Origin of the sequence: Pseudomonas sp. TKO26, from assembly GCF_003225665.1 — a bacterium.
Taxonomy (GTDB): Bacteria; Pseudomonadota; Gammaproteobacteria; order Pseudomonadales; family Pseudomonadaceae; genus Aquipseudomonas; species Aquipseudomonas saponiphila.
Map to the genome: position 1 here is coordinate 399,513 of NZ_QKLN01000002.1, position 24,073 is coordinate 423,585.

The 24,073-nt window shown below is 64.0% G+C and carries 22 protein-coding genes; 12 read left to right on the forward strand and 10 right to left on the reverse strand.

Features of this window, described 5'->3' with window-relative positions:
* The first annotated feature begins 248 nt into the window (after nucleotides 1-248).
* Complete coding sequence (purL, locus tag DNK59_RS05080) at nucleotides 249-4,145, forward strand: phosphoribosylformylglycinamidine synthase (protein WP_110722472.1); 3,897 nt, start codon at nucleotides 249-251, stop codon at nucleotides 4,143-4,145.
* 5 nt (nucleotides 4,146-4,150) lie between these two features.
* Nucleotides 4,151-4,462, forward strand: coding sequence for a YqfO family protein (locus DNK59_RS05085; RefSeq protein ID WP_092319864.1), 312 nt, complete (start codon nucleotides 4,151-4,153; stop codon nucleotides 4,460-4,462).
* A 98-nt stretch (nucleotides 4,463-4,560) separates the two neighbouring features.
* Here the strand turns inward: DNK59_RS05085 and nagE are convergent, their stop codons facing one another.
* From nagE to DNK59_RS05120, 7 genes are all read right to left on the reverse strand, one after another.
* Nucleotides 4,561-6,264 carry an N-acetylglucosamine-specific PTS transporter subunit IIBC gene (gene nagE / locus DNK59_RS05090; protein WP_110722473.1) on the reverse strand — a complete coding sequence of 568 codons (1,704 nt, stop codon included), beginning with the start codon at nucleotides 6,262-6,264 and terminating at the stop codon, nucleotides 4,561-4,563.
* 22 nt (nucleotides 6,265-6,286) lie between these two features.
* Nucleotides 6,287-8,809 carry a phosphoenolpyruvate--protein phosphotransferase gene (gene ptsP / locus DNK59_RS05095; protein ID WP_110722474.1) on the reverse strand — a complete coding sequence of 841 codons (2,523 nt, stop codon included), beginning with the start codon at nucleotides 8,807-8,809 and terminating at the stop codon, nucleotides 6,287-6,289.
* Nucleotides 8,810-8,836: 27 nt separating this feature from the next.
* A complete protein-coding gene (locus DNK59_RS05100; protein ID WP_110722475.1) occupies nucleotides 8,837-9,859 on the reverse strand; it encodes an SIS domain-containing protein in 1,023 nt (340 codons plus the stop codon).
* Nucleotides 9,840-10,946 (reverse strand): N-acetylglucosamine-6-phosphate deacetylase, encoded by a 1,107-nt coding sequence (gene nagA, locus DNK59_RS05105; RefSeq protein WP_092319872.1) that lies wholly within the window; start codon nucleotides 10,944-10,946, stop codon nucleotides 9,840-9,842. The genes DNK59_RS05100 and nagA overlap by 20 nt, the downstream gene beginning before the upstream one ends.
* Nucleotides 10,947-10,975: 29 nt before the next feature.
* Nucleotides 10,976-11,707, reverse strand: a complete 732-nt coding sequence (locus tag DNK59_RS05110; protein ID WP_092319874.1) for a GntR family transcriptional regulator — start codon at nucleotides 11,705-11,707, stop codon at nucleotides 10,976-10,978.
* A 273-nt stretch (nucleotides 11,708-11,980) separates the two neighbouring features.
* On the reverse strand, nucleotides 11,981-12,484 hold the full coding sequence (locus tag DNK59_RS05115) for a murein L,D-transpeptidase family protein (RefSeq protein WP_092319876.1): 504 nt from the start codon (nucleotides 12,482-12,484) through the stop codon (nucleotides 11,981-11,983).
* 49 nt (nucleotides 12,485-12,533) lie between these two features.
* Nucleotides 12,534-13,085, reverse strand: a complete 552-nt coding sequence (locus DNK59_RS05120; RefSeq protein ID WP_092319878.1) for an NUDIX hydrolase — start codon at nucleotides 13,083-13,085, stop codon at nucleotides 12,534-12,536.
* Between the two features lie 146 nt (nucleotides 13,086-13,231).
* Between DNK59_RS05120 and DNK59_RS05125 the strand changes: the two genes are divergently transcribed.
* The 5 genes from DNK59_RS05125 (at nucleotide 13,232) to purT (ending at nucleotide 16,506) form a co-directional block, all read left to right on the forward strand.
* Nucleotides 13,232-13,831, forward strand: a complete 600-nt coding sequence (locus DNK59_RS05125; RefSeq protein WP_092319880.1) for a CoA pyrophosphatase — start codon at nucleotides 13,232-13,234, stop codon at nucleotides 13,829-13,831.
* A gap of 58 nt (nucleotides 13,832-13,889) precedes the next feature.
* Nucleotides 13,890-14,414 carry a gamma carbonic anhydrase family protein gene (locus DNK59_RS05130; protein ID WP_110722476.1) on the forward strand — a complete coding sequence of 175 codons (525 nt, stop codon included), beginning with the start codon at nucleotides 13,890-13,892 and terminating at the stop codon, nucleotides 14,412-14,414.
* Nucleotides 14,411-14,626: a DUF1289 domain-containing protein gene (locus tag DNK59_RS05135; protein ID WP_092319882.1), complete on the forward strand. Its 216-nt coding sequence runs from the start codon at nucleotides 14,411-14,413 to the stop codon at nucleotides 14,624-14,626. The genes DNK59_RS05130 and DNK59_RS05135 overlap by 4 nt, the downstream gene beginning before the upstream one ends.
* 130 nt (nucleotides 14,627-14,756) lie before the next feature.
* Complete coding sequence (locus DNK59_RS05140; protein ID WP_092319884.1) at nucleotides 14,757-15,224, forward strand: VUT family protein; 468 nt, start codon at nucleotides 14,757-14,759, stop codon at nucleotides 15,222-15,224.
* 100 nt (nucleotides 15,225-15,324) lie between these two features.
* Complete coding sequence (gene purT, locus DNK59_RS05145) at nucleotides 15,325-16,506, forward strand: formate-dependent phosphoribosylglycinamide formyltransferase (protein WP_110722477.1); 1,182 nt, start codon at nucleotides 15,325-15,327, stop codon at nucleotides 16,504-16,506.
* Nucleotides 16,507-16,583: 77 nt separating this feature from the next.
* Here the strand turns inward: purT and DNK59_RS05150 are convergent, their stop codons facing one another.
* The 3 genes from DNK59_RS05150 to DNK59_RS05160 all read right to left on the reverse strand — a co-directional run bounded on the left by DNK59_RS05150 (nucleotide 16,584) and on the right by DNK59_RS05160 (nucleotide 20,269).
* Nucleotides 16,584-17,900: an MFS transporter gene (locus DNK59_RS05150; protein WP_110722478.1), complete on the reverse strand. Its 1,317-nt coding sequence runs from the start codon at nucleotides 17,898-17,900 to the stop codon at nucleotides 16,584-16,586.
* A gap of 317 nt (nucleotides 17,901-18,217) precedes the next feature.
* Nucleotides 18,218-19,447, reverse strand: a complete 1,230-nt coding sequence (locus DNK59_RS05155; protein WP_110722479.1) for an HlyC/CorC family transporter — start codon at nucleotides 19,445-19,447, stop codon at nucleotides 18,218-18,220.
* A 9-nt stretch (nucleotides 19,448-19,456) separates the two neighbouring features.
* A complete protein-coding gene (locus tag DNK59_RS05160) occupies nucleotides 19,457-20,269 on the reverse strand; it encodes an inner membrane protein YpjD (protein WP_092319892.1) in 813 nt (270 codons plus the stop codon).
* Nucleotides 20,270-20,477: 208 nt separating this feature from the next.
* Here DNK59_RS05160 and ffh point away from each other — a divergent pair, with 208 nt between their 5' ends.
* The 5 genes from ffh (at nucleotide 20,478) to rplS (ending at nucleotide 24,049) form a co-directional block, all read left to right on the forward strand.
* Nucleotides 20,478-21,854: a signal recognition particle protein gene (gene ffh, locus DNK59_RS05165; RefSeq protein ID WP_047301950.1), complete on the forward strand. Its 1,377-nt coding sequence runs from the start codon at nucleotides 20,478-20,480 to the stop codon at nucleotides 21,852-21,854.
* A gap of 250 nt (nucleotides 21,855-22,104) precedes the next feature.
* A complete protein-coding gene (gene rpsP, locus DNK59_RS05170; RefSeq protein WP_007927680.1) occupies nucleotides 22,105-22,356 on the forward strand; it encodes a 30S ribosomal protein S16 in 252 nt (83 codons plus the stop codon).
* Nucleotides 22,357-22,361: 5 nt separating this feature from the next.
* Entirely contained in the window at nucleotides 22,362-22,898 is a 537-nt protein-coding gene (rimM, locus tag DNK59_RS05175) for a ribosome maturation factor RimM (protein WP_016967527.1), read from the forward strand.
* Nucleotides 22,880-23,653, forward strand: a complete 774-nt coding sequence (trmD, locus tag DNK59_RS05180; RefSeq protein WP_016967526.1) for a tRNA (guanosine(37)-N1)-methyltransferase TrmD — start codon at nucleotides 22,880-22,882, stop codon at nucleotides 23,651-23,653. Before rimM ends, trmD begins: the two co-directional genes overlap by 19 nt.
* 45 nt (nucleotides 23,654-23,698) lie before the next feature.
* Nucleotides 23,699-24,049 (forward strand): 50S ribosomal protein L19, encoded by a 351-nt coding sequence (gene rplS / locus DNK59_RS05185; RefSeq protein ID WP_009047143.1) that lies wholly within the window; start codon nucleotides 23,699-23,701, stop codon nucleotides 24,047-24,049.
* Nucleotides 24,050-24,073 lie beyond the last annotated feature (24 nt).

The window sequence follows — 24,073 nt, forward strand, 5'->3', positions numbered from 1 at the left end:
GACAGCGAAGGGCTTGTCTGCTAGCCAGCGACGGCCTGGGCTGGAGGCCTCAGGAATGGGGCTTCGATGGTCAATGTGACGATTAAAATAACCCGCGGCAATGACCCTGATGAGCCTTTGTTATAGGGCACCGGGGCCGGGCCGACGTCCGGGCGCCACCCGGGGTTGGGTTTCGAGTGCCGATGCCAACGGTTTACGTTAGAATGCACGGCCTCAAAGCACACCCCCTTCCCGAGGCTGTCCCGAAGATGTTGATCCTGCGCGGCGCTCCTGCCCTTTCTGCCTTTCGCCACAGCAAACTCCTTGAACAACTGAGCCAGAAGGTTCCAGCTGTCAGTGGCTTGTATGCTGAATTCGCTCACTTCGCCGAAGTCACCGGCGTCCTGACCGGCGACGAACAGCAGGTGCTTGCGCGCCTTCTGAAGTACGGCCCCAGCGTTCCGGTACAAGAGCCGAGCGGCCGTCTGTTCCTGGTCTTGCCGCGTTTCGGCACCATCTCGCCCTGGTCGAGCAAGGCCAGCGACATCGCCCGTAACTGTGGCCTGGCCAAAGTCCAGCGCCTGGAGCGCGGTATCGCTTTTTACGTGACCGGTGAGTTCAGCGACGCCGACGCCCAGGCGATTGCCGATGCCCTGCATGACCGCATGACCCAGATCGTGGTGGCCAACCTGGAGCAGGCCGCCGGTCTGTTCAGCCACGCCGAACCCAAGCCGCTGACCGCCATCGACATCCTCGGCGGCGGCCGTGCCGCGCTGGAAAAAGCCAACAGCGAACTGGGCCTGGCCCTGGCCGAAGACGAAATCGATTACCTGATGAACGCCTTCCAGGGCCTCAAGCGTAATCCCCACGACATCGAACTGATGATGTTCGCCCAGGCCAACTCCGAGCACTGCCGCCACAAGATCTTCAACGCCAGTTGGGACATCGACGGCCAGAGCCAGGAAAAAAGCCTGTTCGGCATGATCAAGAACACCTATCAGATGCACAGCGAAGGTGTGTTGTCGGCCTACAAGGACAACGCCGCGGTGATCGTCGGTTCCGTTGCCGGGCGCTTCTACCCGAACCCTGAAACCCGCCAGTACGGCGCGGTGCAGGAGCCGGTGCACATTCTGATGAAGGTCGAGACCCACAACCACCCGACCGCCATCGCGCCGTTCCCGGGGGCTTCCACCGGTTCCGGCGGCGAGATCCGCGACGAGGGCGCCACCGGCCGTGGCGCCAAGCCGAAAGCCGGCCTCACCGGCTTCACCGTGTCCAACCTGCAGATCCCGGGCTTCGAACAGCCGTGGGAAGTGCCTTACGGCAAGCCCGAGCGCATCGTCAACGCCCTCGACATCATGATCGAAGGCCCGTTGGGCGGCGCCGCGTTCAACAACGAATTCGGCCGTCCGGCCCTGACCGGTTACTTCCGTACCTTCGAACAGTCCATCAACACCCCCCGTGGCGATGAAGTTCGTGGTTACCACAAGCCGATCATGCTGGCGGGCGGCATGGGCAACATCCGTGACGAGCACGTACAGAAAGGCGAGATCACCGTCGGCTCCAAGCTGATCGTCCTCGGCGGCCCGGCGATGCTCATCGGCCTGGGCGGCGGCGCTGCTTCCTCCATGGCCACCGGCACCAGCTCGGCGGACCTGGACTTTGCCTCGGTACAGCGTGAAAACCCCGAGATGGAACGCCGTTGCCAGGAAGTCATCGACCGTTGCTGGCAGCTGGGGGACAACAACCCCATCAGCTTCATCCACGACGTCGGCGCCGGCGGCCTGTCCAACGCCTTCCCGGAACTGGTCAACGATGGCGGCCGTGGCGGTCGCTTCGAACTGCGTAACATTCCCAACGACGAGCCGGGCATGGCCCCGCACGAAATCTGGTCCAACGAATCCCAGGAGCGTTATGTCCTGGCAGTGGGCGCGGCGGATTTCGAACGCTTCAAGGCCATCTGCGAGCGCGAGCGCTGCCCGTTCGCGGTGGTCGGCGAAGCCACCGCCGAGCCGCAACTGACCGTGACCGACAGCCACTTCGGCAACAGCCCGGTGGACATGCCCCTGGAAGTGCTGCTGGGCAAGGCCCCGCGCATGCACCGTTCGGCCGTGCGGGAAGCCGAGCTGGGTGACGATTTCGATCCAAGCACCCTGGACATCGCCGAGAGCATCGAGCGCGTCCTGCACCACCCGGCCGTGGCCAGCAAGAGCTTCCTGATCACCATCGGCGACCGCACCATCACCGGCCTCGTGGCGCGTGACCAGATGGTCGGTCCATGGCAGGTGCCGGTGGCCGACGTGGCCGTGACCGCCACCAGCTTCGACGTCTACACCGGTGAAGCCATGGCCATGGGCGAGCGCACGCCGCTGGCCCTGCTGGATGCCCCGGCGTCCGGGCGCATGGCGATCGGCGAAACCCTGACCAACATCGCGGCCTCGCGGATCAACAAGATCAGCGACATCAAGCTCTCCGCCAACTGGATGTCGGCCGCCGGCCACCCGGGCGAAGACGCGCGTCTGTACGACACGGTCAAGGCTGTGGGCATGGAACTGTGCCCCGAGCTGGGCATCACCATCCCGGTGGGCAAGGACTCCATGTCCATGGCCACTCGCTGGAATGAAGAGGGCGTGGACAAGAGCGTCACCTCGCCGCTGTCGCTGATCGTCACCGGCTTTGCACCGGTGACGGACATCCGCCAGACCCTGACCCCGCAACTGCGCATGGACAAGGGCACCACCGACCTGATCCTGATCGATCTCGGTCGTGGACAGAACCGCATGGGCGCCTCGATCCTCGCCCAGACCCACGGCAAGCTCGGCAAGCAGGCTCCGGACGTCGATGACGCCGAAGACCTGAAAGCCTTCTTCGCGGTGATCCAGGGCCTCAACGCCGACGGCCACCTGCTGGCCTACCACGACCGTTCCGATGGTGGCCTGCTGGTTACCGCCGTGGAAATGGCTTTCGCCGGTCACTGCGGCCTGAACCTGACCCTCGACGCCGTGGCGGAGAACGCCGCGGAAATCGCCGCCATCCTGTTCAACGAAGAACTGGGTGCGGTGATCCAGGTGCGTCAGGACGCGACCCCGGACGTGCTGGCCCAGTTCAGCGCTGCCGGCCTGGGCGACTGCGTGGCGGTGATCGGTCAGCCGATCAACAACGGTGAAGTGACCATCTCCTACAACGGCGAAAGCGTATTCACCGGCCAGCGCCGCCTGCTGCAGCGTCAGTGGGCAGAAACCAGCTACCAGATCCAGCGCCTGCGGGACAACGCCGATTGCGCCGAACAGGAATTCGACGTCCTGCTGGAAGAAGACAACCCGGGCCTGAGCGTCAAGCTGGGCTTCGACGTCAACCAGGACATCGCCGCGCCTTACATCAAGAAGGGCGTGCGTCCCCAGGTGGCGGTGCTGCGTGAGCAGGGCGTCAATGGCCAGGTGGAAATGGCCGCGGCTTTCGACCGCGCCGGCTTCAACGCCATCGACGTGCACATGAGCGACATCCTCGCCGGTCGTGTCGACCTCAACGACTTCAAGGGCATGGTTGCCTGCGGCGGCTTCTCCTACGGCGACGTACTGGGCGCCGGTGAAGGCTGGGCCAAGTCGGCGCTGTTCAACAGCCGCGCGCGGGATGCCTTCCAGGGCTTCTTCGAGCGGACCGACAGCTTCACCCTGGGTGTGTGCAACGGTTGCCAGATGATGTCCAACCTGCACGAGCTGATCCCGGGCAGCGAATACTGGCCGCACTTCGTGCGCAACCGTTCCGAGCAGTTCGAAGCCCGTGTGGCCATGGTCCAGGTCCAGGAGTCGAACTCGATCTTCCTGCAGGGCATGGCCGGTTCGCGGATGCCGATCGCCATCGCCCACGGTGAAGGCCATGCGGAATTCGAAAGTGAAGAAGCCCTGCTGGAAGCCGATCTGTCTGGCTGCGTGGCCCTGCGTTTCGTCGACAACCACGGCAAGGTCACCGAGCGTTACCCGGCCAACCCGAACGGCTCGCCGCGCGGGATCACCGGCCTGACCAGCCGCGACGGTCGCGTCACCATCATGATGCCGCACCCTGAGCGGGTGTTCCGTGCCGTGCAGAACTCCTGGCGTCCGGACGACTGGAACGAAGACGCGGCGTGGATGCGCATGTTCCGCAACGCGCGTGCCTGGGTGAACTGAGGCTGATGTACAAGCTCAGCTTCTTCGTGCCTCCCAGCCATGTGGAGCAGGTCAAGAGCGCCGTATTCGCCGCCGGTGGCGGACGTATCGGCGCCTATGACCAATGCGCCTGGCAGGTGCTTGGCCAGGGCCAGTTTCGCCCGTTGGACGGCAGTCAGCCGTTTCTCGGGCAGACCGGCCAGGTCGAGCAGGTGGAGGAATGGAAAGTCGAGCTGGTGGTGGCCGATGAACTGATCGCCCATGCGGTGGCGGCCCTCAAGCAGAGCCACCCTTACGAGACGCCGGCTTATGAAGTCTGGCGCCTCGAAGCGTTCTGAGGTTATCCACCGATAAAAAGCCCGCTGCACCGGAGACGGTCAGCGGGTTTTTTTGTGGACCTTCGCCTGCAGGAGCCGACTTGCCGGCGAAGGCGTCTTCAGACTCTCGCCCCCACTTTCTTGTGCAGCAGCGCTTGCAGAGCAGCCTGCAAGCCCCCGGCCTTCTCGCCGATCAATACATGCCAGACATCCCCCTCCAGCCGCCGGGTTCCCTGGCAGCCCAGGACATTGAGTGCCGACTCCGAGAGGCTGCGGCTATCGCTCAGTTGCACCCGCAACCGGGTCAGGGCGACGCAATCGGCCTGCAACAGATTGTCCCGACCGCCCAGGGCATTGAGCCACTGCTGGGCTTCCTGGGTGGAGACTTCAATCGACTGGGGCGCCTCGACAGCTGCCGCTGGTGCCGCGACCTGGGCCGCCGGCAGCGCCAGGCGAATCTGGTCGGCGATATTGTCGGCCATCGGTCCCACCACCACCTGCAAGCTGCCGCCCTTGCCGGGGCGCACCACGGCCAGGGCGCCCAGGGCTTTCAATTCGGCATCAGTGGCCAGGTTGCGGTCCGCCAGCTCCAGGCGCAGGCGCGTGGTGCAAGCGCCGACCGTGATCAGGTTGGCCGCACCGCCCAGGGCCTTGATATAGGCGGCGGCGCGTTGATCGGCATTGAGTTCGCTCTTGTCCCCGGACGGACTGTCTTCGCGCCCCGGGGTCTTGAGGTTGAAGCGGCGGATACAGAAGTCGAACACCAGGTAGTACACCACCGCGTACAGCAGCCCCACCGGAAACACTTTCCAGCCATTGGTGGAACGTCCCCAGCCCAGGGCCATGTCGATGGCGCCGCCGGAGAAGGTGAACCCCAGGTGGATGTTCAGCAGGTTGGTCAGGGCCATGGCCAGGCCGGTGAGCAGCGCGTGCACCAGATACAGCAGCGGGGCGAGGAACATGAAGGCGAATTCGATGGGTTCGGTGACCCCGGTGAGGAACGAGGTCAGGGCCATGGACAGGAAGATCCCGCCCATCACCTTGCGCCGTTCCGGCAGGGTGTTGCGGTACATCGCCAGGCAGGCGGCGGGCAGGCCGAACAGCATCATCGGGAACATCCCGGTCATGAACTGGCCGCCTTTCGGGTCCCCGGCGAAGTAGCGGGTCAGGTCGCCGGTGACCACGGCGCCGGTGCTCGGGTCGGTGAAGCTGCCAAAGATGAACCAGGCCATGTTGTTGAGGATGTGGTGCAGGCCGGTGACGATCAGCAGGCGGTTGAACACGCCGAAGACGAAGGCGCCGAAGCTGCCGCTTTCCAGCAGCAACTGGCCGAAGCTGTTGATGCCATGCTGGATCGGCGGCCAGATCAGGCCGAACGCCAGCCCCAGGCCCACGGCGCTGAAGCCGGTGGCGATGGGCACGAAGCGCCGGCCGCCGAAGAACGCCAGGTATTCCGGCAGCTTGATGTCCTTGAAGCGGTTGTACAGCGCACCGGCCATCAGGCCACTGATGATCCCGGCGAGCATGCCCATGTTGATGCTGGCGTCCAGCACCTTGAGGGTCGAGATCATTACCAGGTAGCCGATGGCCCCGGCCAGCCCGGCGGTGCCGTTGTTGTCTTTGGCAAACCCCACGGCGATGCCGATGGCGAAGATCAGCGCCAGGTTGCCGAAGATCGATTGCCCGGCATCGTGGATGATGGCGATGTTCAGCAGGTCGGTGTCGCCCAGGCGCAGCAGCAGGCCGGCGATCGGCAGGATGGCGATGGGCAGCATCAGGGCGCGGCCGAGGCGTTGCAGGCCCTCGATGAAGTACTGGTACATGGCGTCTCTCCTGGAGTTCTTGTTATGGGTTCAGAGGCCAGTGCCGGGCGCAGGCTTCTCGCACCGCGACGGCACCCGGGAGGTCGAGCAGCGGCTGGCTCAGCCGGCGGCATTCGGCGGCATCCAGCTGGCGCACCCGGTCCTTGATTTCCCCCACCTGCGGCGGGCTCACCGACAGTTCGCGCACGCCCAGGCCGATCAGCACTGGGGTGGCCAGTGGATCGGAAGCCAGGGCGCCGCAAACCCCGACCCAGCGTCCATGGCGCTCGGCGCCGCTGCAGGTCTGGGCGATCAGGCGCAGCAGGGCCGGGTGCAGAGCGTCGACCCGTGCCGCCAGTCCGGCATGATCACGGTCCATGGCCAGGGTGTACTGGGACAGGTCGTTGGTGCCGATGGACAGGAAGTCGGCGTGCTTCGCCAGGTGCTCGGCCATCAGCGCCGCGGCCGGCACTTCGATCATCACCCCCAGCTCCGGCTGCTGGGTCAGGCCCAGTTCGGTGGCGAGCTGATTCAGGCGCTGACGGATGTGCAGCAACTCGGCCACTTCGGTGACCATCGGCAGCATCACCCGGCAGCGTTGCACCGGGCTGACCTGTAGCAGCGCGCGCAATTGCTGGTCCAGCAGTTCCGGCCTTGCCTGAGCCAGGCGGATGCCGCGCAGGCCCAGCACCGGGTTGGCTTCCACCGGCAATGGCAGGTAATCCAGTTGCTTGTCGCCGCCGACATCGATGGTGCGGATGATCACCGGCTTGTCGCCCATGGCGTCCAGTACTGCCTGATAGGCCTGGCGTTGTTCGGCTTCATCCGGGGCGGTCTGCCGATCGACGAACAGGAACTCGGTACGCAGCAGGCCGACGCCATCGGCGCCCCCCTGGTGCGCGTCCCGGGCTTCGGCGCTGGAGGCGACGTTGGCCGCCACCTCGATCGGCTGGCCGTCCCGGGTCAGGGCCGGGTCACGGGCTTGCTGGCGTTGCTGCTCGCGGCGCTGTCTGCGGGCCGCAACGGCCTCTTGCACCTGGGCGATGCGTTGCGGATCCGGTGCCAGTTCCAGGCGCGCGCCATCGGCGTCGAGCACCACTGCCGGGAGGTGGTCCAGTTCAAGCAGCTCCGGGCCCAGGGCCACCACACACGGCAGGCCCTTGCTGCGGGCGAGGATGGCCACGTGGGAGGTGGCGCCGCCGGCGGCCATGCACAGGCCGCCCACGCCCTGGGCGCTCAGTTGCAGCAGGTCGGACGGGGTCAGCTCCTGGGTGGCGACCAGGGCCCCCGGGGGCAGTTGGTATTGCCAGGCTTCGCCGAGCAAGGCCCGCAGCACCCGTTGTTGCAGGTCCCGCAGGTCGTTGGCGCGCTCGGCCAAAAGCGGATTGCCCAGTTGTTGCAGTATCTGGCACTGCTCGGCAATCGCTGCGCTCCAGGCATGGGTGGCGGCGCGTCCCAGGGCGATGGCTGCGTCGGCGGCGTCCAGCAGGGTCGGGTCTTCCAGCAATCCCAGATGGGCGTTGAAGATGTCCTGTTCCTGCTGATCCCGGCGTTGCCGGGCCTGTTCCAGGGTGCGCAGGATGTCCCCGCGCACTTGCTCCAGGGCCGTGCTCAGCGCCAGGCGTTGTGACTCGGGTTGATGCTGGCCGCTGTCCTCGGGCAGCTCCATGGCGCTGAGGCGCACCAGGGGGCCGCAAACCAGCCCGGGTGCCGCGCAGACACCCTGCAACACGCCATCCTCGCTGGCCGGGCGCGGCACTTGGAGCGCGGCCGGCGCAGGGGCGTGGGCATCGTCCGCCAGGGCGCTGCCGAGGGTCTTGAGCAGCGCCTGCAAGGCGGCCTGGCAATCATCGCCCTGGCAACTGACCCGTACTTCATCCTGTTCGCCGATGCCCAGGCCCATCAGGGCGATCAGGCTGGTGCAGGGAGCGCTTTTGTCGTTGAAGGTCAGCTGTGAGTGGCTGTTGAATGCCGCCGCGGCCTGCCGCACCAGCGCGGCTGGACGAGCGTGCAGCCCGCCGCGGTGGGCGACCCTGATCAGGGCGCTGGCCTGTTCGCTGGAATCGGCCCGGGAAAGCTCGGGCCTGGGGGCATCCGTGCGGCGGCTGACATGCAGCAACGGCTCGCCGACCTTGACCGAGGACAGGTTCAAGTGACGCAGGTCGAAGTGTTCGCCGTTGGTCAGGATCATCAGGCTGATCAGGCTCCGGCAGTGCTGCGCCACATGGTCCAGGTCGACCCGCAGCAGGGGCTGGCCGGCGCTGACCTGCTGGCCTTGTTCCACCAGCAGGGCAAAGCCTTCGCCTTGCAGTTCGACGGTGTCCAGGCCCAGGTGCAGCAGCCATTCGGCACCGTTGGCGGCCCGCAGCGTCACCGCGTGACCGGTGCGTGCGATCTGTATCACTTGCCCGGCGCAGGGCGCGTGCAGCGTGTCGTTGAGCGGGTCGATGGCAACCCCGTCACCCATGGCGCCACTGGCGAACACCGGGTCGGGGACGCTGTGCAGCGGCAGGACAGGCCCGCTGAGGGGGGCACTGAGCGTCAGGTCGTTATTGTTGTTGTGCATGGCGCAGTACTCATCGATCAAAGGGGCTTAGTGCGTGCGGGTCACTTTGCTCAGGTGACGCGGCTGGTCCGGGTCCATGCTGCGGGCTTCGGCCAGGCCGGCGGCCATCACATAGAAGCTCTGGATCGCCAGGATCGGGTCCAGCACCGGGTGTTCCGCGCGGCTCAGGGTCAGGTCGCGCTCGCCGATGTCATCCGGCGCTGCCAGCAGCACCTTGGCGCCGCGCTGGCGCATGTCGGCGGCCAGGCTCAGCAGGCCGCCCTGTTCGGCGCCTCTGGGAGCGAACACCAGCAATGGGTAGTCGTGGTCGATCAGGGCCATCGGGCCATGGCGCACCTCGGCACTGCTGAAGGCTTCGGCCTGGATCGCCGACGTTTCCTTGAGCTTGAGCGCCGCTTCCTGGGCGATGGCGAAGCCGGCGCCACGGCCGATCACCATCAGGCGCTGGTAATCGCGCAGGGCGTTGACCGCCAGGTTCCAGTCCTGGGTCGCGGCCTGTTGCAGACCTTCGGGCAGAGCCAGGCCGGCCTCCAGCAGGTGGCTGTCCTCGTTCCAGTGAGCGATCAGCCGGGCGCTGGCGCTGAGGGTGGCGATAAAGCTCTTGGTCGCGGCCACGCTCTGCTCGGTGCCGGCGTAGAGCGGCAGGGAGAATTCGCTGGCGGCCTCCAGGGGGCTGTTTTGCGCATTGACCATGGCCACGCTGAGGGCCCCGCGCTTGCGCAGCAGGCGCACGCTGTTCACCAGGTCCGGGCTCTGGCCCGATTGCGAGAAGGCGAACACCGCCTGGCCGCTGACCCGCAAGGGCGCTTGCTGCATGGTCACCACCGACATCGGCAGCGAGGCCACCGGGATGCCCACTTGTTGCATGGCCAGGTAGGCGAAGTAGCTGGCGGCATGGTCGGAGCTGCCCCGGGCCACGGTCATGGCCACTTGTGGCGGCTGGCGTCGCAGGCGGCCGGCAACCTCGATCAGGGAAGGGTCCAGGTGCTGCAGCTGGCTGCTGACGGCGATGTGCGAGGACTGCGCCTCTTCAAGCATTTTTGAAGTCAATGTCTTCTCCTTCGACCATGACGGCGGTCAGTGTGAGTGCGCGATCCAGGCGCACGCTGTCGGCCCAGCTGCCGGGTTGCAGGCGGCCGCGTTCAGGGATGCCGAGGTAGTCGGCGGGAAATTGCGACAGGCGCTGGGAGGCTTCGGCCAGGGGCAGGCCGATCTTCACCAGATTGCGCAGAGCCTGATCCATGGTCAGGGTGCTGCCGGCCAGGGTGCCGTCCGCCAAGCGCACGCCGCCCAGGCATTTGGTCACGGTGTGGCTGCCCAGCTGGTATTCGCCGTCGGGCATGCCGGCGGCGGCGGTGGAGTCGGTGACGCAGTACAGGCACGGGATCGAGCGCAACGCCACGCGCATGGCGCCGGGGTGCACGTGCAGCAGGTCGGGGATCAGTTCGGCGTACTGGGCGTGGGCCAGGGCGGCGCCGACGATGCCCGGCTCGCGGTGATGCAGGGGGCTCATGGCGTTGTAAAGGTGAGTGAAGCTGGTGGCGCCGGCGGCCAGGGCGGCCACGCCCTCTTCGTAGCTGCCCAGGGTGTGGCCGATCTGCATGCGCACGCCGCGGGCGCTGAGTTCACGGATCAGCGCGTCGTGGCCGGCGATTTCCGGGGCGATGGTGATCACCCGGATGGGCGCCAGTTGCAGGTACTTCTCCACTTCGGCCATGAGTGCGGTGTGGGCGAAGTTGGGTTGGGCGCCGAGCTTGCCAGGGTTGATGTAGGGGCCTTCCAGGTGCACGCCGAGCACCCGGGCACAGCCCTCGGGGCGCTGTTCGGCGAAGATCCCGAGCTCGCCCAGGACCTGGCTGATTTCCGCGCTGGGGGCGGTCATGGTGGTGGCCAGCAGCGAGGTAGTGCCGAAACGCACATGGGTACGGGTGATGGTTTCGAAGGCCGGGCGGCCCTGCATGATGTCCTGGCCGCCACCGCCGTGGACATGCAGGTCGATAAAGCCCGGCAGCAGGTAGGGCAGGTCATTGTCCGCCGGGTCGCAGGGGCTGCCTTGGATGGCGACGACCTTGCCGTGCTCATGGACCAGGCGGCCACGGACCCAGCCTTGGGGCGTGAGGATGTTGTCTTCGGACATGGGCGTTTCTCTGGCTCCAGGGGGCGGATTCAGCGTCGCAGCTCGGCGACGAAGTCGTAGTAGTCGTTGCGGCAATAGGTATCGGTGACTTCGATCGGCGTGTTGTCTTCCAGGTAGCCGACCCGGGTCATCAGCAGCATGGCGGTGCCGGGGGCAATGCCCACCAGGGCGGCAAACTCGTCCGAGGCGTTGATCGCCTGGATGTGCTGCAGGGCCCGGACCACGGGGCGGCCGATGCTATCGAGGTATTCGTAGAGCGAATCACCGACCGCCTCGGGCTTGGCGATGATGCTGGCCGGCAGGGTGCTCATCTCAATGGCCATGACCGCATCGTCGGCTTTGCGCAGGCGCTTGAGCCGCGCCACCTTGTCGTTGGGCGACAGGCCGAGGCGGATCAGCTCTTCATGGGTCGGTGGGGTGAGGGTGCGTTCCAGCCACTGCGAGCCGGGGACGAAGCCTTTGAGGCGCAGCATCTCGCTGAAGCCGGAAAGGCGCGACAGGGGTTGTTCCAGGCGTGGAGTGATGAAGGTGCCCGAGCCCTGGCTGCGACGAATCAGGCCGCGCTCGAAAAGCACTTCCAGGGCCTTGCGCGCGGTCACCCGGGAGATGCCCAGCAGTTCGCTGAGGTTGCGTTCCGAAGGCAGTGCCTGCTCGGCTTTCCATTGGCCGGAGTGGATCGCCGCTTCCAGGTTGCGGGCCAGTTGCAGGTACAGCGGGGTTGGCTGGGAGTCGTCGGGACGCAGGGTCAGGAGGTGATTCATCTGTAGGTTTTCCGATGCGGTTATTAGGTTGTTGTCGCCCGGTAATGCCGAAAACTAATACCACTTAAATACCATGTCAACGCCACCTATCGGGCTGAAGTGCAGTAAATCCGGCGCTTTCGGGGTGCGTGACAGGATAAATGATTGAAGTGGTATTAGGCAGGTCTGGCCGCGAAGGCCATGGGTCGAGGTGGCGACCCGCAGCGGGTCGCCAAGTGGTATGCGCGCCCGGGGAGGGCGGCGGGGGGAGAAATATTTTTTGCCGGGAGGCGGTTAAGGGCGGATTTCGATCAGCGTGCCGTCTTTCACCAGGCCCCAGACCTCGCGCATGTCGACGTTGCGCATGGCGATGCAGCCATCGGTCCAGTCCAGGGTGTGGAAGTACTGCTCGGGAAACTCTTCGGTGTCCGGGGTGCCGTGGATCATGATCATGCCGCCGGGATCGACCCCTTCGCGACGTGAGCGGGCAGCATCGGTGATGTTCGGGTAGGAGATGTGCATGGCCAGGTTGTAGCGGTCGCTGGTCTTGCGCCAGTCGAGCCAGTAGAGGCCTTCCGGGGTGCGTTTATCGCCCTCCATCAGCTTGGGCCCCTTGGGCTTCTTGCCCAGGGAAATACGGTAGGTTTTCAGTGGCTTGCCGCCATTGATCAACTGCAGTTGATGGGCGGACTTGAGCACCAGGACCTTTTCGATGACCTTGCCGTCCAGGGTTTCCACCGTGGAGGCCTGAGACAGAGTGACGACGGAACAGCACAGCAGGGCAAGCAACCAGCGCATTGACACGATTTCCCCAGGCGCGCACGGAATCCGTGCACGTTTTTATTGTTTAACTGATGGCAGGCTGAGAGAGCGGCGGAATGGATTCGGAGCGCACGGCATAAGCCTGTGCCCGCCGGTCAGCGAAGAAGCATTCTAAGGTACGACCGACGGTGCGGAAAGCCAGCTCGGACCAAGGGATATCGGCTTCCTCGAACAGCTGCACCTCCAGGCTCTCGGGACCGGCGGCAAAGTCCAGGTCCGAAAGCTCGGCGCGAAAGAACACATGCACCTGGCTGATATGTGGCACGTCGATCAGGGTGTAGATATTCAGGTTGCGCACCCGGGCGCAGGCTTCCTCGAAGGTTTCGCGGATGGCCGCCTGTTCCACCGTCTCGCCGTTTTCCATGAAGCCCGCCGGCAGGGTCCAGTAGCCCAGGCGCGGTTCGATGGCGCGGCGGCACAACAGCACCTTGCCTTCCCAGGTCGCCAGGCAGCCGGCAACGATGTTGGGGTTCTGGTAGTGGATGGTCTGGCAGTGATCGCAGACGAAGCGCAGGCGCGAATCGCCGTCGGGTATGCGCTGGGTCACTGGGTTGCCGCACTGGCTGCAAAATTTCATGAGGGGTATCCGCAAAGGCTGGGGCTATCTTGGCGCGCCGCCCGGTTGTCGGCAAGTTGTCGTTAAGCGACATGCCCGGGAGCGGGGGTTGGGCCACCGATTGGATTGGTGCATGATGCACGGTAGCCAACAGATCGAGATGCCTCATGCTGGACGAGCTACTTCATCGGGTAAGCCATTACACGCCACGAACCCTGGAGACCGACCGACGTTTCCCCGAGGCTGCGGTGCTGGTGCCCATCACCCGCAGCGACGAACCGGAACTGGTATTGACCTTGCGTGCCAGCGGGCTGTCGACCCATGGCGGTGAAGTGGCCTTCCCCGGTGGCCGGCGCGATCCGGAAGACCCGGACCTGATCTTCACCGCCCTGCGCGAGGCCGAAGAAGAGATCGGCCTGCCACCGGGACTGGTGGAAGTCATCGGCCCTTTGAGCCCACTGATTTCCCTGCATGGAATCAAGGTCACGCCTTACGTCGGGGTGATTCCCGACTACGTCGAATACCGGGCCAACGACGCCGAGATTGCCGCTGTTTTCAGCGTGCCCCTGGATTTTTTCCGCCAGGACCCGCGCGAACACACCCACCGTATCGACTACCAGGGCCGCAGTTGGTATGTCCCCAGCTACCGCTTCGGCGGGTACAAGATCTGGGGTCTGACCGCGATCATGGTGGTCGAACTGGTCAACCTGCTGTACGACGCCGATATCAGCCTGCATCACCCGCCGAAAACCTTTATCGACACCTGAAGCCATGGCTTTGTGCGTGGCATGAACCCCCGGCTGCCAGAACCATAAGGACAACAAGATGAAATACCGTCTGGGCGACGCCCGAGTCGACACCCATCCACAGAGCTGGGTGGCCCCGAACGCTACCCTGGTGGGCAAGGTCAAGCTCGAAGAAGGCGCCAGTGTGTGGTTCAACGCCGTGTTGCGTGGCGACAACGAACTGATCCTGATCGGCAAGCACAGCAACGTCCAGGACGGTGCCGTGATGCACACCGACATGGGCTTTCCACTGACCCTGGGCACCGGCGTGACCATCGGCCATAACGCCATACTGCATGGCTGCACCGTGGGTGACTACAGTCTGATCGGCATCAATGCGGTGGTGCTCAATGGCGCGAAGATCGGCAAGTACTGCATCATCGGCGCCAACGCGCTGATCGGCGAGGGCAAGGAAATCCCCGATGGCTCGCTGGTCATGGGCTCGCCCGGCAAGGTGGTGCGCGAACTGACCGAGGCACAGAAGAAAATGCTCGAAGCCAGCGCCGCCCACTACGTTCATAATGGCCAGCGGTATGCCCGAGATCTGGTTGAGCAAGAACAATGACTGCCCCTGAAAGACCCGTCGCCTCGCCTTGCGTGAGCATCTGTGCCCTGGATGAGCAAGACATCTGCACCGGCTGTCAGCGCACGGTGGAGGAAATCACTCGCTGGAGTCGCATGGACAACAACGAGCGCCGCGCAGTCCTGGCCCTGTGCCATGAGCGGGCCAAGTCCAGTGGCTTGCTGTGGATGATCGGCTCCCGCTCGGCGAGCTGATCCGGCCATTCGCCGGCAAGCCGGTTCCTGCAATCCTGTGTAGCAGCCAGCTTGCTGGCGAAAGGGTTTCTTGGCCCAACCTCGGGCCTGCAGTAACCTGTGCGCCTTCCCGACAGGTGCCCTTCAGCCCATGCTCTTCCTGATCACCTATATCAGCAGTGTCGTGCTGATCAACTACGCCTTTTCCGTCGCGCCGCAGCTGGATATCGTCTGGTCGGCCTGGGGCGGGCTGGTGTTTGTCCTGCGGGACATGGTGCAGACGCGCTTTGGTCATGGCGCCATCGTCGCCATGCTGGCGGCCCTGGTGTTGTCCTATGTCACCTCCGACCCGACCATCGCCCTGGCCAGCGCCACGGCATTCGCCGTCTCGGAATGCATCGATTGGCTGGTGTTCAGCGTCACCAAGCGGCCCCTGCATGATCGGCTGTGGATCAGTTCGGCGCTGAGCATTCCCCTGGATACCTTCATCTTCTACGGCATGATCGATGCCATGACCCCGGGAGTGATCCTCACCGCCCTGGGCTCGAAGTTCGCCGGAGTCACCGTGGTCTGGCTGGCCATGGCCTGGCGTTTGCGCAAAGCGGCGTGCGCCGGCTGAGCCAAAGGCCGCGGTTCATGTAAAATGCCGCGCTCTTTCCCCCTTGGGTCGTCCGCCTGGCGCTCGGCCCTCGATGATTCGCTCCTTTGAGGACCTTCAGATGACTCGTATCGGAACTCCATTGTCGCCAACCGCGACCCGCGTCTTGCTTTGTGGCTGTGGTGAGTTGGGCAAGGAAGTGGTGATCGAGCTGCAACGCCTGGGTGTCGAGGTGATTGCCGTGGACCGCTACGCCAACGCCCCGGCGATGCAAGTGGCCCATCGCAGCCACGTGATCAACATGCTCGATGGCACGGCGCTGCGGGCGGTGATCGAAGCCGAGAAGCCGCACTTCATCGTTCCGGAAATCGAGGCCATCGCCACCGCGACCCTGGTGGAGCTGGAAGCTGAAGGCTTCACCGTGATCCCGACCGCCCGTGCCACCTCGCTGACCATGAACCGCGAAGGCATCCGCCGCTTGGCCGCCGAAGAGCTGGACCTGCCGACCTCGCCGTACCACTTCGCCGACACCTTCGAAGACTACGCCAAGGCGGTGCAAGACCTGGGCTTCCCGTGCGTGGTCAAGCCGGTGATGAGCTCCTCGGGCAAGGGCCAGAGCCTGCTGCGCAGCGTCGACGACGTGCAGAAAGCCTGGGACTACGCCCAGGAAGGCGGGCGTGCCGGCAAGGGTCGGGTGATCATCGAGGGCTTTATCGACTTCGACTACGAGATCACCCTGCTGACCGTGCGTCACGTGGGCGGCACCACCTTCTGTGCGCCGGTCGGTCATCGCCAGGAGAAGGGCGACTACCAGGAATCCTGGCAGCCCCAGGCCATGAGCCCGAAAGCCCTGGCCGAATCCGAGCGCGTGGCCAAGGCAGTGACCGAAGCCCTGGGCGGCCGCGGCCTGTTCGGCGTGGAACTGTTCATCAAGGGCGATCAGGTGTGGTTCAGCGAAGTGTCGCCACGCCCTCACGACACCGGCCTGGTGACCCTGATTTCCCAGGATCTGTCGCAGTTCGCCCTGCACGCGCGGGCGATTCTCGGCCTGCCGATCCCGCAGATCCGCCAGTTCGGGCCTTCGGCCTCGGCGGTGATCCTGGTGGAAGGCAAGTCCACCCAGACCGCCTTCGCCAATCTCGGCGCCGCCCTGAGCGAGCCGGACACCGCGTTACGCCTGTTCGGCAAGCCGGAAGTCAACGGCCAGCGGCGCATGGGCGTGGCCCTGGCTCGTGATGAGTCGATCGAGGCCGCCCGGGCCAAGGCGACCCGTGCTGCGCAAGCGGTAGTGGTCGAACTCTGAGAAGCATCGCGAGCAAGCTCGCTCCTACAAGGTCCGGATTGAACCTGTAGGAGCGAGCTTGCTCGCGAAGCGGTTGCTCAAACGACCCGATTCAAATCGTTGTTCCGCGTTTCCTTCAGGCACAGCACCGCGATCAGGCTCAAGATAGCCGCCCCCGAAACATACCCGCCAACCCAGCTCAACCCGCCCATGGCCACCAGTTTCTGAGCAAAGAACGGTGCCGCCGAGGCGCCGACTATCCCGCCCAGGTTATAGGCCGCCGATGCCCCGGTATAACGCACGTGGGTCGGAAACAGCTCTGGCAGCAGCGCGCCCATCGGGGCGAAGGTCACCCCCATCAGGAACAGCTCGATGCACAGGAACAGCGCCACGCCGGTGGTGGAGCCCTGGGTCAGTAAAGGTTCCATGGTGAAGCCGGACAGAATCGCCAGCACGCCGCCAACCACCAGCACCGGCTTGCGCCCGAAACGGTCGCTGGCCCAGGCCGACAGCGGCGTGGCCGCGGCCATGAACAGCACGGCAAAGCACAGCAGGCCGAGGAAGGTTTCACGGCTGTAACCCAGGGTGGCGACGCCGTAGCTCAGGGAAAACACCGTGGAGATGTAGAACAGCGCGTAGCACACCACCATCGAGGCGGCGCCCAGCAGCACCGGCATCCAGTATTGGCTGAAGAGCTCCACCAGCGGCATCTTCACCCGTTCCTGGCGCGCCATGGCGTTGGCGAACACCGGGGTTTCGTGCAGCTTCAGGCGCACGTAGAGCCCGACCATCACCAGCGCGGCGCTGAGCAGGAACGGAATGCGCCAGCCCCAGGCGCGGAACTGTTCGTCGTCCAGGCCCATGGCCAGGGTCAGGAACAGGCCGTTGGCAGCGAGAAAGCCGATGGAAGGGCCCAGTTGCGGGAACATGCCGAACCAGGCGCGTTTGTCTGGCGGGGCGTTTTCCGTGGCCAGCAGGGCGGCTCCGCCCCATTCACCACCCAGCCCCAGGCCCTGGCCGAAACGCAACACGCAGAGCAGGATCGGTGCCCAGGCGCCAATGCTGTCGTAGCCCGGCAGCACGCCGATCAGGGTGGTACAGATCCCCATCAGCAGCAGCGAGGCGACCAGGGTCGATTTGCGCCCGATGCGGTCGCCGAAATGGCCGAACAGCGCCGAACCCAGGGGGCGGGCGAGAAAGGCGATGCCGAAGGTCAAGAAGGCCGAGAGCATCTGCGCGGTGCCGGAGCTCTGGGGGAAGAACACCGGCCCGATCACCAGGGCGGCGGCGGTGGCATAGACGTAGAAATCGTAGAACTCGATGGCGGTGCCGATAAAACTGGCGGTGGCCACCCGAGAGGCTGAATTGCTCGGTTGGGCAGGCGCGGAGGCGCCGTAGGTGGTGCTGGTCGTCATGCGGATATCCCTGACAGTCAGTGCTCCTGTGGAGCGAATTATTAGGGTCGAGCACCCAGGGATGTGGGTTTGGCGCGCTCGTCACTCGGGATGGGAGTGACGTCGAACGGTGGCGGGTGATGCCGGCAGGATCGTCTTCGATGCGGGTAGCACGCGGATCTGCGGGGCTTGGGTAAGCAGCGCGATTATAGAAAGGCTGCTAACGATCCAACAAGGGTTGTGGTGGTTGCCGGGTTTGCATGACTGCATCAGGCCCGAGGGCCCGTTGCGCAGGGCCAGGGAGCAGGCAACAGCGCTTGTGGGGTATCGGCTGCGAGTCAGGTCCGGGCGGGAGGGCTGCTGGTGTGCCAGAGCAGCACGCGGCTGACGCGGTTTTCCTCGGTTTCGAGGATCTCCAGGCGGTAGCGACCGATCTTCAGGCACACGGCGCTGTCGGGAATGGTTTCCAGGGCTTCGGTGACCAGGCCGTTGAGGGTCTTGGGGCCGTCGCTGGGCAGGTGCCAGCCCAGGCTCTTGTTCAGTTCGCGAATCGAGGCCGCGCCTTCCACCACATAACGACCGTCGGCCTGTGGATGGATGTGGGGGTTGTCCAGGCTGTGCTCGCTTTCGAACTCGCCGACGATTTCTTCGAGAATGTCTTCCAGGGTGACGATGCCCAGCACCTCGCCGTATTCGTCCACCACCATGCCCAGGCGCCGTTGCTGCTTGTGGAAGTTGAGCAGTTGCAGTTGCAGCGGGGTGCTTTCCGGGACGAAGTAGGGTTCGTGGCAGGCGGCCAGCAGGGCTTCCTTGGTCAGGCTGGCGTCAGGCAGCAGGTGGCGGATCTGCCGGGTGCTGAGCACCGCTTCGACCTGATTGATATCGCTGTGGAATACCGGCAGCCGGGTGCGTTTGTTCAGGCGCAGTTGGGCAATGATCTCTTCGATCGGGTCGTCGAGGTTGATGCCCTGCACTTCGCTGCGGGGCACCAGGATGTCGTTGACGGTGATGTTGTCCAGGGCGTGGATGCCGGACAGGGCGTGGTGTTCCTGAGGGGCGGGCTCATCGTCCAGCAGCGCCGGATCGTCGTCGCTGTGCTTGACCGCGCTGGCCTTGGCGGCGAACGGGCGCAACAGCAGCTGGCCGATGGCGTTGAGCAGCCAGGCCAGGGGATAGACAAGCTTCATGGGGATGGCCAGCAGGCTGTTGCCAAAGCTCAGGGTGCCTTCCGGATAGCGCAGAGCCAGGGTGCGGGGCAGGTACTCGGCCAGCACCAGCAAGCCGCTGGTGCTGATCAGGCAGGCCAGCCAGGGGCCTTCTTCCGCCCAGTAGAACAGCGCCAGCAAGGTGCTGATGATCACTGCCAGGACCCGGCACAGGGTATTGCACAGAATCAGGCTTTCCTTGGGGAAGGCCAGTCGCGCTGTCGGCTTGTCGCCGGAGCGCGAGCCGTTGCGTTGGGTCAGCAGGTGCTGTTGCGCGGCGTCGATGGCAGTGAACAGCCCCGACCAGACGATCAGCAGGGCGATTACCGCGAGCATGGGCCCGGAGGGCAGGGAGTCGGTCATGGCCGGTCGTCAGATGTGCAGGATGTATTCACGAACCAGCTTGCTGCCGAAGTACGCCAGCATCAGCAGGCAGAAACCCGCGAGGGTCCAGCGAATCGCCTTGTGTCCGCGCCAGCCCAGGCGGTTGCGGCCCCACAGCAGCACGCTGAACACCACCCAGGCCAGGCAGGCCAGCAGGGTCTTGTGCACCAGGTGCTGGGCGAACAGGTTCTCGACGAACAGCCAGCCGGAGATCAGCGACAGTGACAGCAGGCTCCAGCCGGCCCAGAGAAAGCCGAACAGCAGGCTTTCCATGGTCTGCAGCGGCGGGAAGTTCCTGATCAGGCCGGAAGGGTGCTTGTTCTTCAACTGGTGGTCCTGCACCAGCAGCAGCAACGACTGGAAGACCGCGATGGTGAACATGCCGTAGGCCAGGATCGACAACAGGATGTGGGCGAGAATCCCTGGCTCCTCATCGATCACCGGCACGGTGCCGGTTGGCACGAACTGCGCCAGCAGGGCCGTCAGGGCGCCCAGGGGGAACAGCAGCACCAGCAGGTTTTCCACCGGGATCCGCCAGCAGGCCAGCAGGGTCAGGGCGATGACCGCCGCGGCGATCAGGCTGGCGGCGCTGAAGAAGTCCAGGCCCAGGCCCGCCGGAGTCAGCAGGTGGGTCAGCAGGCTGATGCCATGGGCGAGCAGGGCCAGGATGCCCAGCGTAACCAGCAGGCGCTTGTTTGCCTTGGCGCCGGTGGCCAGGCGAGAGCCTTGATAGAAGGTCGCAGCGGCATAAAGGACGGCGGCGGCGAGGGTGGGTAGCAAGCTGGGTGACAAGGGGAGCATAAATCCTGTTAGGCAGGCCCGAAAGTCGCTGAGTTTGGCATAGAACCCACAGCCCTGAAAGTCCACCCAAGCAGACGGCGAGGTGTCCGCCACGCACAGTCTTCGCTATAATCCGCGACCTGCCCACGCCGCAGGCTCATCGAGCACTTGTTTATCACGCTCTGGGCCGCCATTACCCCGGTCTACCTTGGGCCTGAAAGGATCGAGCATGTTTGAAAACCTAACCGACCGTCTCTCGCAGACGCTGCGCCATGTCACCGGCAAGGCCAAGCTGACCGAGGACAACATCAAAGACACCCTGCGCGAAGTGCGCATGGCGCTGCTCGAAGCTGACGTCGCGTTGCCGGTGGTCAAGGACTTCGTCAATTCGGTGAAGGAGCGTGCGGTCGGCACCGAAGTGTCCCGCAGCCTGACCCCGGGCCAGGCCTTTGTGAAGATCGTCCAGGCCGAGCTGGAAAGCCTGATGGGCGCGGCCAACGAAGACCTCAACCTCAGTGCCGTGCCGCCAGCCGTGGTGCTGATGGCCGGTCTGCAGGGCGCGGGCAAGACCACCACCGCCGGCAAGCTTGCGCGCTTTCTTAAAGAGCGCAAGAAAAAGAGCGTGATGGTGGTGTCCGCCGACGTTTACCGTCCGGCGGCGATCAAGCAGCTGGAAACCCTGGCCAACGACATCGGCGTGACCTTCTTCCCGTCCGATCTGAGCCAGAAGCCGGTGGCCATCGCCGAAGCGGCTATAAAGGAAGCGAAGCTCAAGTTCATCGACGTGGTGATTGTCGACACCGCCGGTCGCCTGCACGTCGACAGCGAGATGATGGACGAGATCCAGGCGCTGCACGCGGCGATCAAGCCGGTGGAAACCCTGTTCGTGGTCGACGCCATGACCGGCCAGGACGCCGCCAACACCGCCAAGGCCTTTGGTGACGCGCTGCCGCTGACCGGGGTGATCCTGACCAAGGTCGACGGCGACGCCCGTGGCGGTGCTGCGCTGTCGGTGCGGGCCATCACTGGCAAGCCGATCAAGTTCATCGGGATGGGCGAGAAGAGCGAGGCGCTGGAGCCGTTCCATCCTGAGCGTATCGCTTCGCGGATCCTTGGCATGGGCGACGTGCTCAGCCTGATCGAGCAGGCCGAGCAGACCCTCGACAAGGAAAAGGCCGACAAGCTTGCTAAAAAGCTGAAGAAGGGCAAGGGCTTCGACCTCGAAGACTTTCGCGACCAGCTGCAACAAATGAAGAACATGGGTGGCCTGGGCGGCCTGATGGACAAGCTGCCGAACATCGGCGGGGTCAATCTGGCGCAGATGGGTAACGCACAGAGCGCCGCTGAAAAGCAGTTCAAGCAGATGGAAGCCATCATCAACTCCATGACCCCGGCCGAGCGCCGCGACCCTGAGCTGATCAGCGGTTCGCGCAAGCGCCGGATCGCCATGGGTTCCGGTACCCAGGTGCAGGACATCGGCCGCTTGATCAAGCAGCACAAGCAGATGCAGAAGATGATGAAGAAGTTCTCCGCCAAGGGCGGGATGGCCAAGATGATGCGCGGCATGGGCGGCATGCTGCCCGGCGGCGGCATGCCGAAGATCTGAAGAATCCGCGCCGGCAGTCATGTCGGCGCTTTTTCCACGGGGACGTGGAATCCAGGGTAAACCCTCGTTTGGGGTGAGCCCGCTCGCTGTCGCTTGCGACGGCTTCATGGCAAATCTGAGTGGCAGCCGATGGGCGCCGGAAAAAGTCATTTGCAAAAGTCCGGATATTCCTTAGAATATGCGGCCTTTCGGGCACCCATGCCCGCTGTGCATTTAGATTTGCAGCACCGACTACAGGAACGATGTTCACATGCTAACAATCCGTCTTGCCCTTGGCGGCTCCAAAAAGCGCCCGTTTTACCACCTGACCGTGACCGACAGCCGTAACCCACGTGACGGTTCGCACAAAGAACAAGTTGGCTTCTTCAACCCGATCGCTCGTGGTCAAGAAGTACGCCTGTCCGTGAACCAAGAGCGCGTAGCCTACTGGCTGAGCGTGGGTGCACAGCCTTCTGAGCGCGTTGCTCAGTTGCTGAAGGAATCGGCTAAGGCTGCAGCCTGAACCCTATGAACGCGACGCCAGCTCCTGCTGATGATTTGATCGTTATCGGCAAAATCTACTCTGTTCATGGCGTTCGCGGCGAAGTGAAGGTCTTTTCCTTTACTGATCCGATTAAAAACCTGTTGGACTACAAAACCTGGACGCTCAAGCGCGAAGGTAGCGTGAAACAGGTTGAGCTGGTCAGCGGACGCGGGAACGACAAGTTCCTGGTCGCAAAGCTCAAGGGTCTTGATGATCGCGAAGAAGCACGTCTTCTGGCCGGTTACGAGATCTGCGTGCCGCGCAGCCTGTTCCCTGAACTGACCGACGGCGAGTACTACTGGTACCAGCTGCAAGGTCTCAAGGTCATCGACACCCTCGGGCAACTGCTCGGGCAGATCGATCACCTGCTGGAGACCGGCTCGAACGATGTAATGGTGGTCAAGCCTTGCGCTGGCAGCCTGGATGATCGCGAACGCCTGTTGCCCTATACCGAGCAATGCGTGTTGGCCGTCGACCTGGCAGCGGGCGAGATGAAGGTGGAATGGGACGCGGATTTCTAAGCGTGGCTAACTTGCGCGTAGAAGTGATCAGTCTGTTTCCCGAGATGTTTTCCGCCATCAGTGAGTACGGCATAACCAGCCGCGCGGTGAAACAGGGGCTGTTGCAGCTGACCTGTTGGAATCCGCGAGACTACACCACGGATCGACATCACACTGTGGACGATCGCCCGTTTGGCGGCGGCCCTGGCATGGTGATGAAGATCAAGCCCCTGGAGGATGCACTGGTTCAGGCCAGAAACGCAGCCGGGGAGGGTGCGAAGGTGATCTACCTGTCGCCCCAAGGCCGTCAACTGAATCAGTCGGCGGTGCGCGAGTTGGCGAATGAGGATGCATTGATCCTGATTGCTGGTCGTTATGAAGGCATTGACGAGCGGTTTATTGAAGCTCATGTCGATGAAGAGTGGTCGATTGGCGACTATGTACTCTCCGGTGGCGAGCTGCCGGCGATGGTCCTGATTGATGCGGTTACGCGACTGCTGCCCGGAGCTTTAGGGCATGTGGATTCCGCGGAGGAAGATTCCTTCACGGACGGTCTGCTGGATTGCCCGCACTACACCCGACCGGAGGTGTATGCGGATCAGCGTGTTCCCGACGTATTGCTAAGCGGCAATCACGCACACATCCGGCGTTGGCGTTTACAGCAGTCCCTTGGTCGGACCTATGAACGACGCGCCGATCTTCTGGAAAGCCGCTCGCTTTCTGGAGAAGAGAAGAAGCTGCTCGAGGAATATCTCCGCGAGCGGGACGATAGTTAACAACGTATCGATGGTAGATCCGACGATTTACCTTAGGAGCACAGCATGACCAACAAAATCATCCTTGCACTCGAAGCAGAGCAGATGACCAAAGAGATCCCAGCCTTTGCCCCGGGCGACACCATTGTCGTTCAGGTGAAAGTGAAGGAAGGCGATCGTTCCCGTCTGCAGGCGTTCGAAGGCGTAGTTATCGCCAAGCGCAACCGCGGTGTGAACAGCGCGTTCACCGTACGTAAAATCTCCAACGGCGTTGGCGTAGAGCGTACTTTCCAGACCTACTCCCCGCAGATCGACAGCATGGCTGTCAAGCGTCGCGGTGACGTGCGTAAAGCCAAGCTGTACTACCTGCGCGACCTGTCGGGTAAAGCAGCTCGCATCAAGGAAAAACTGGCTTAAGTCCAGCTTCCGATGCAGAAAAAA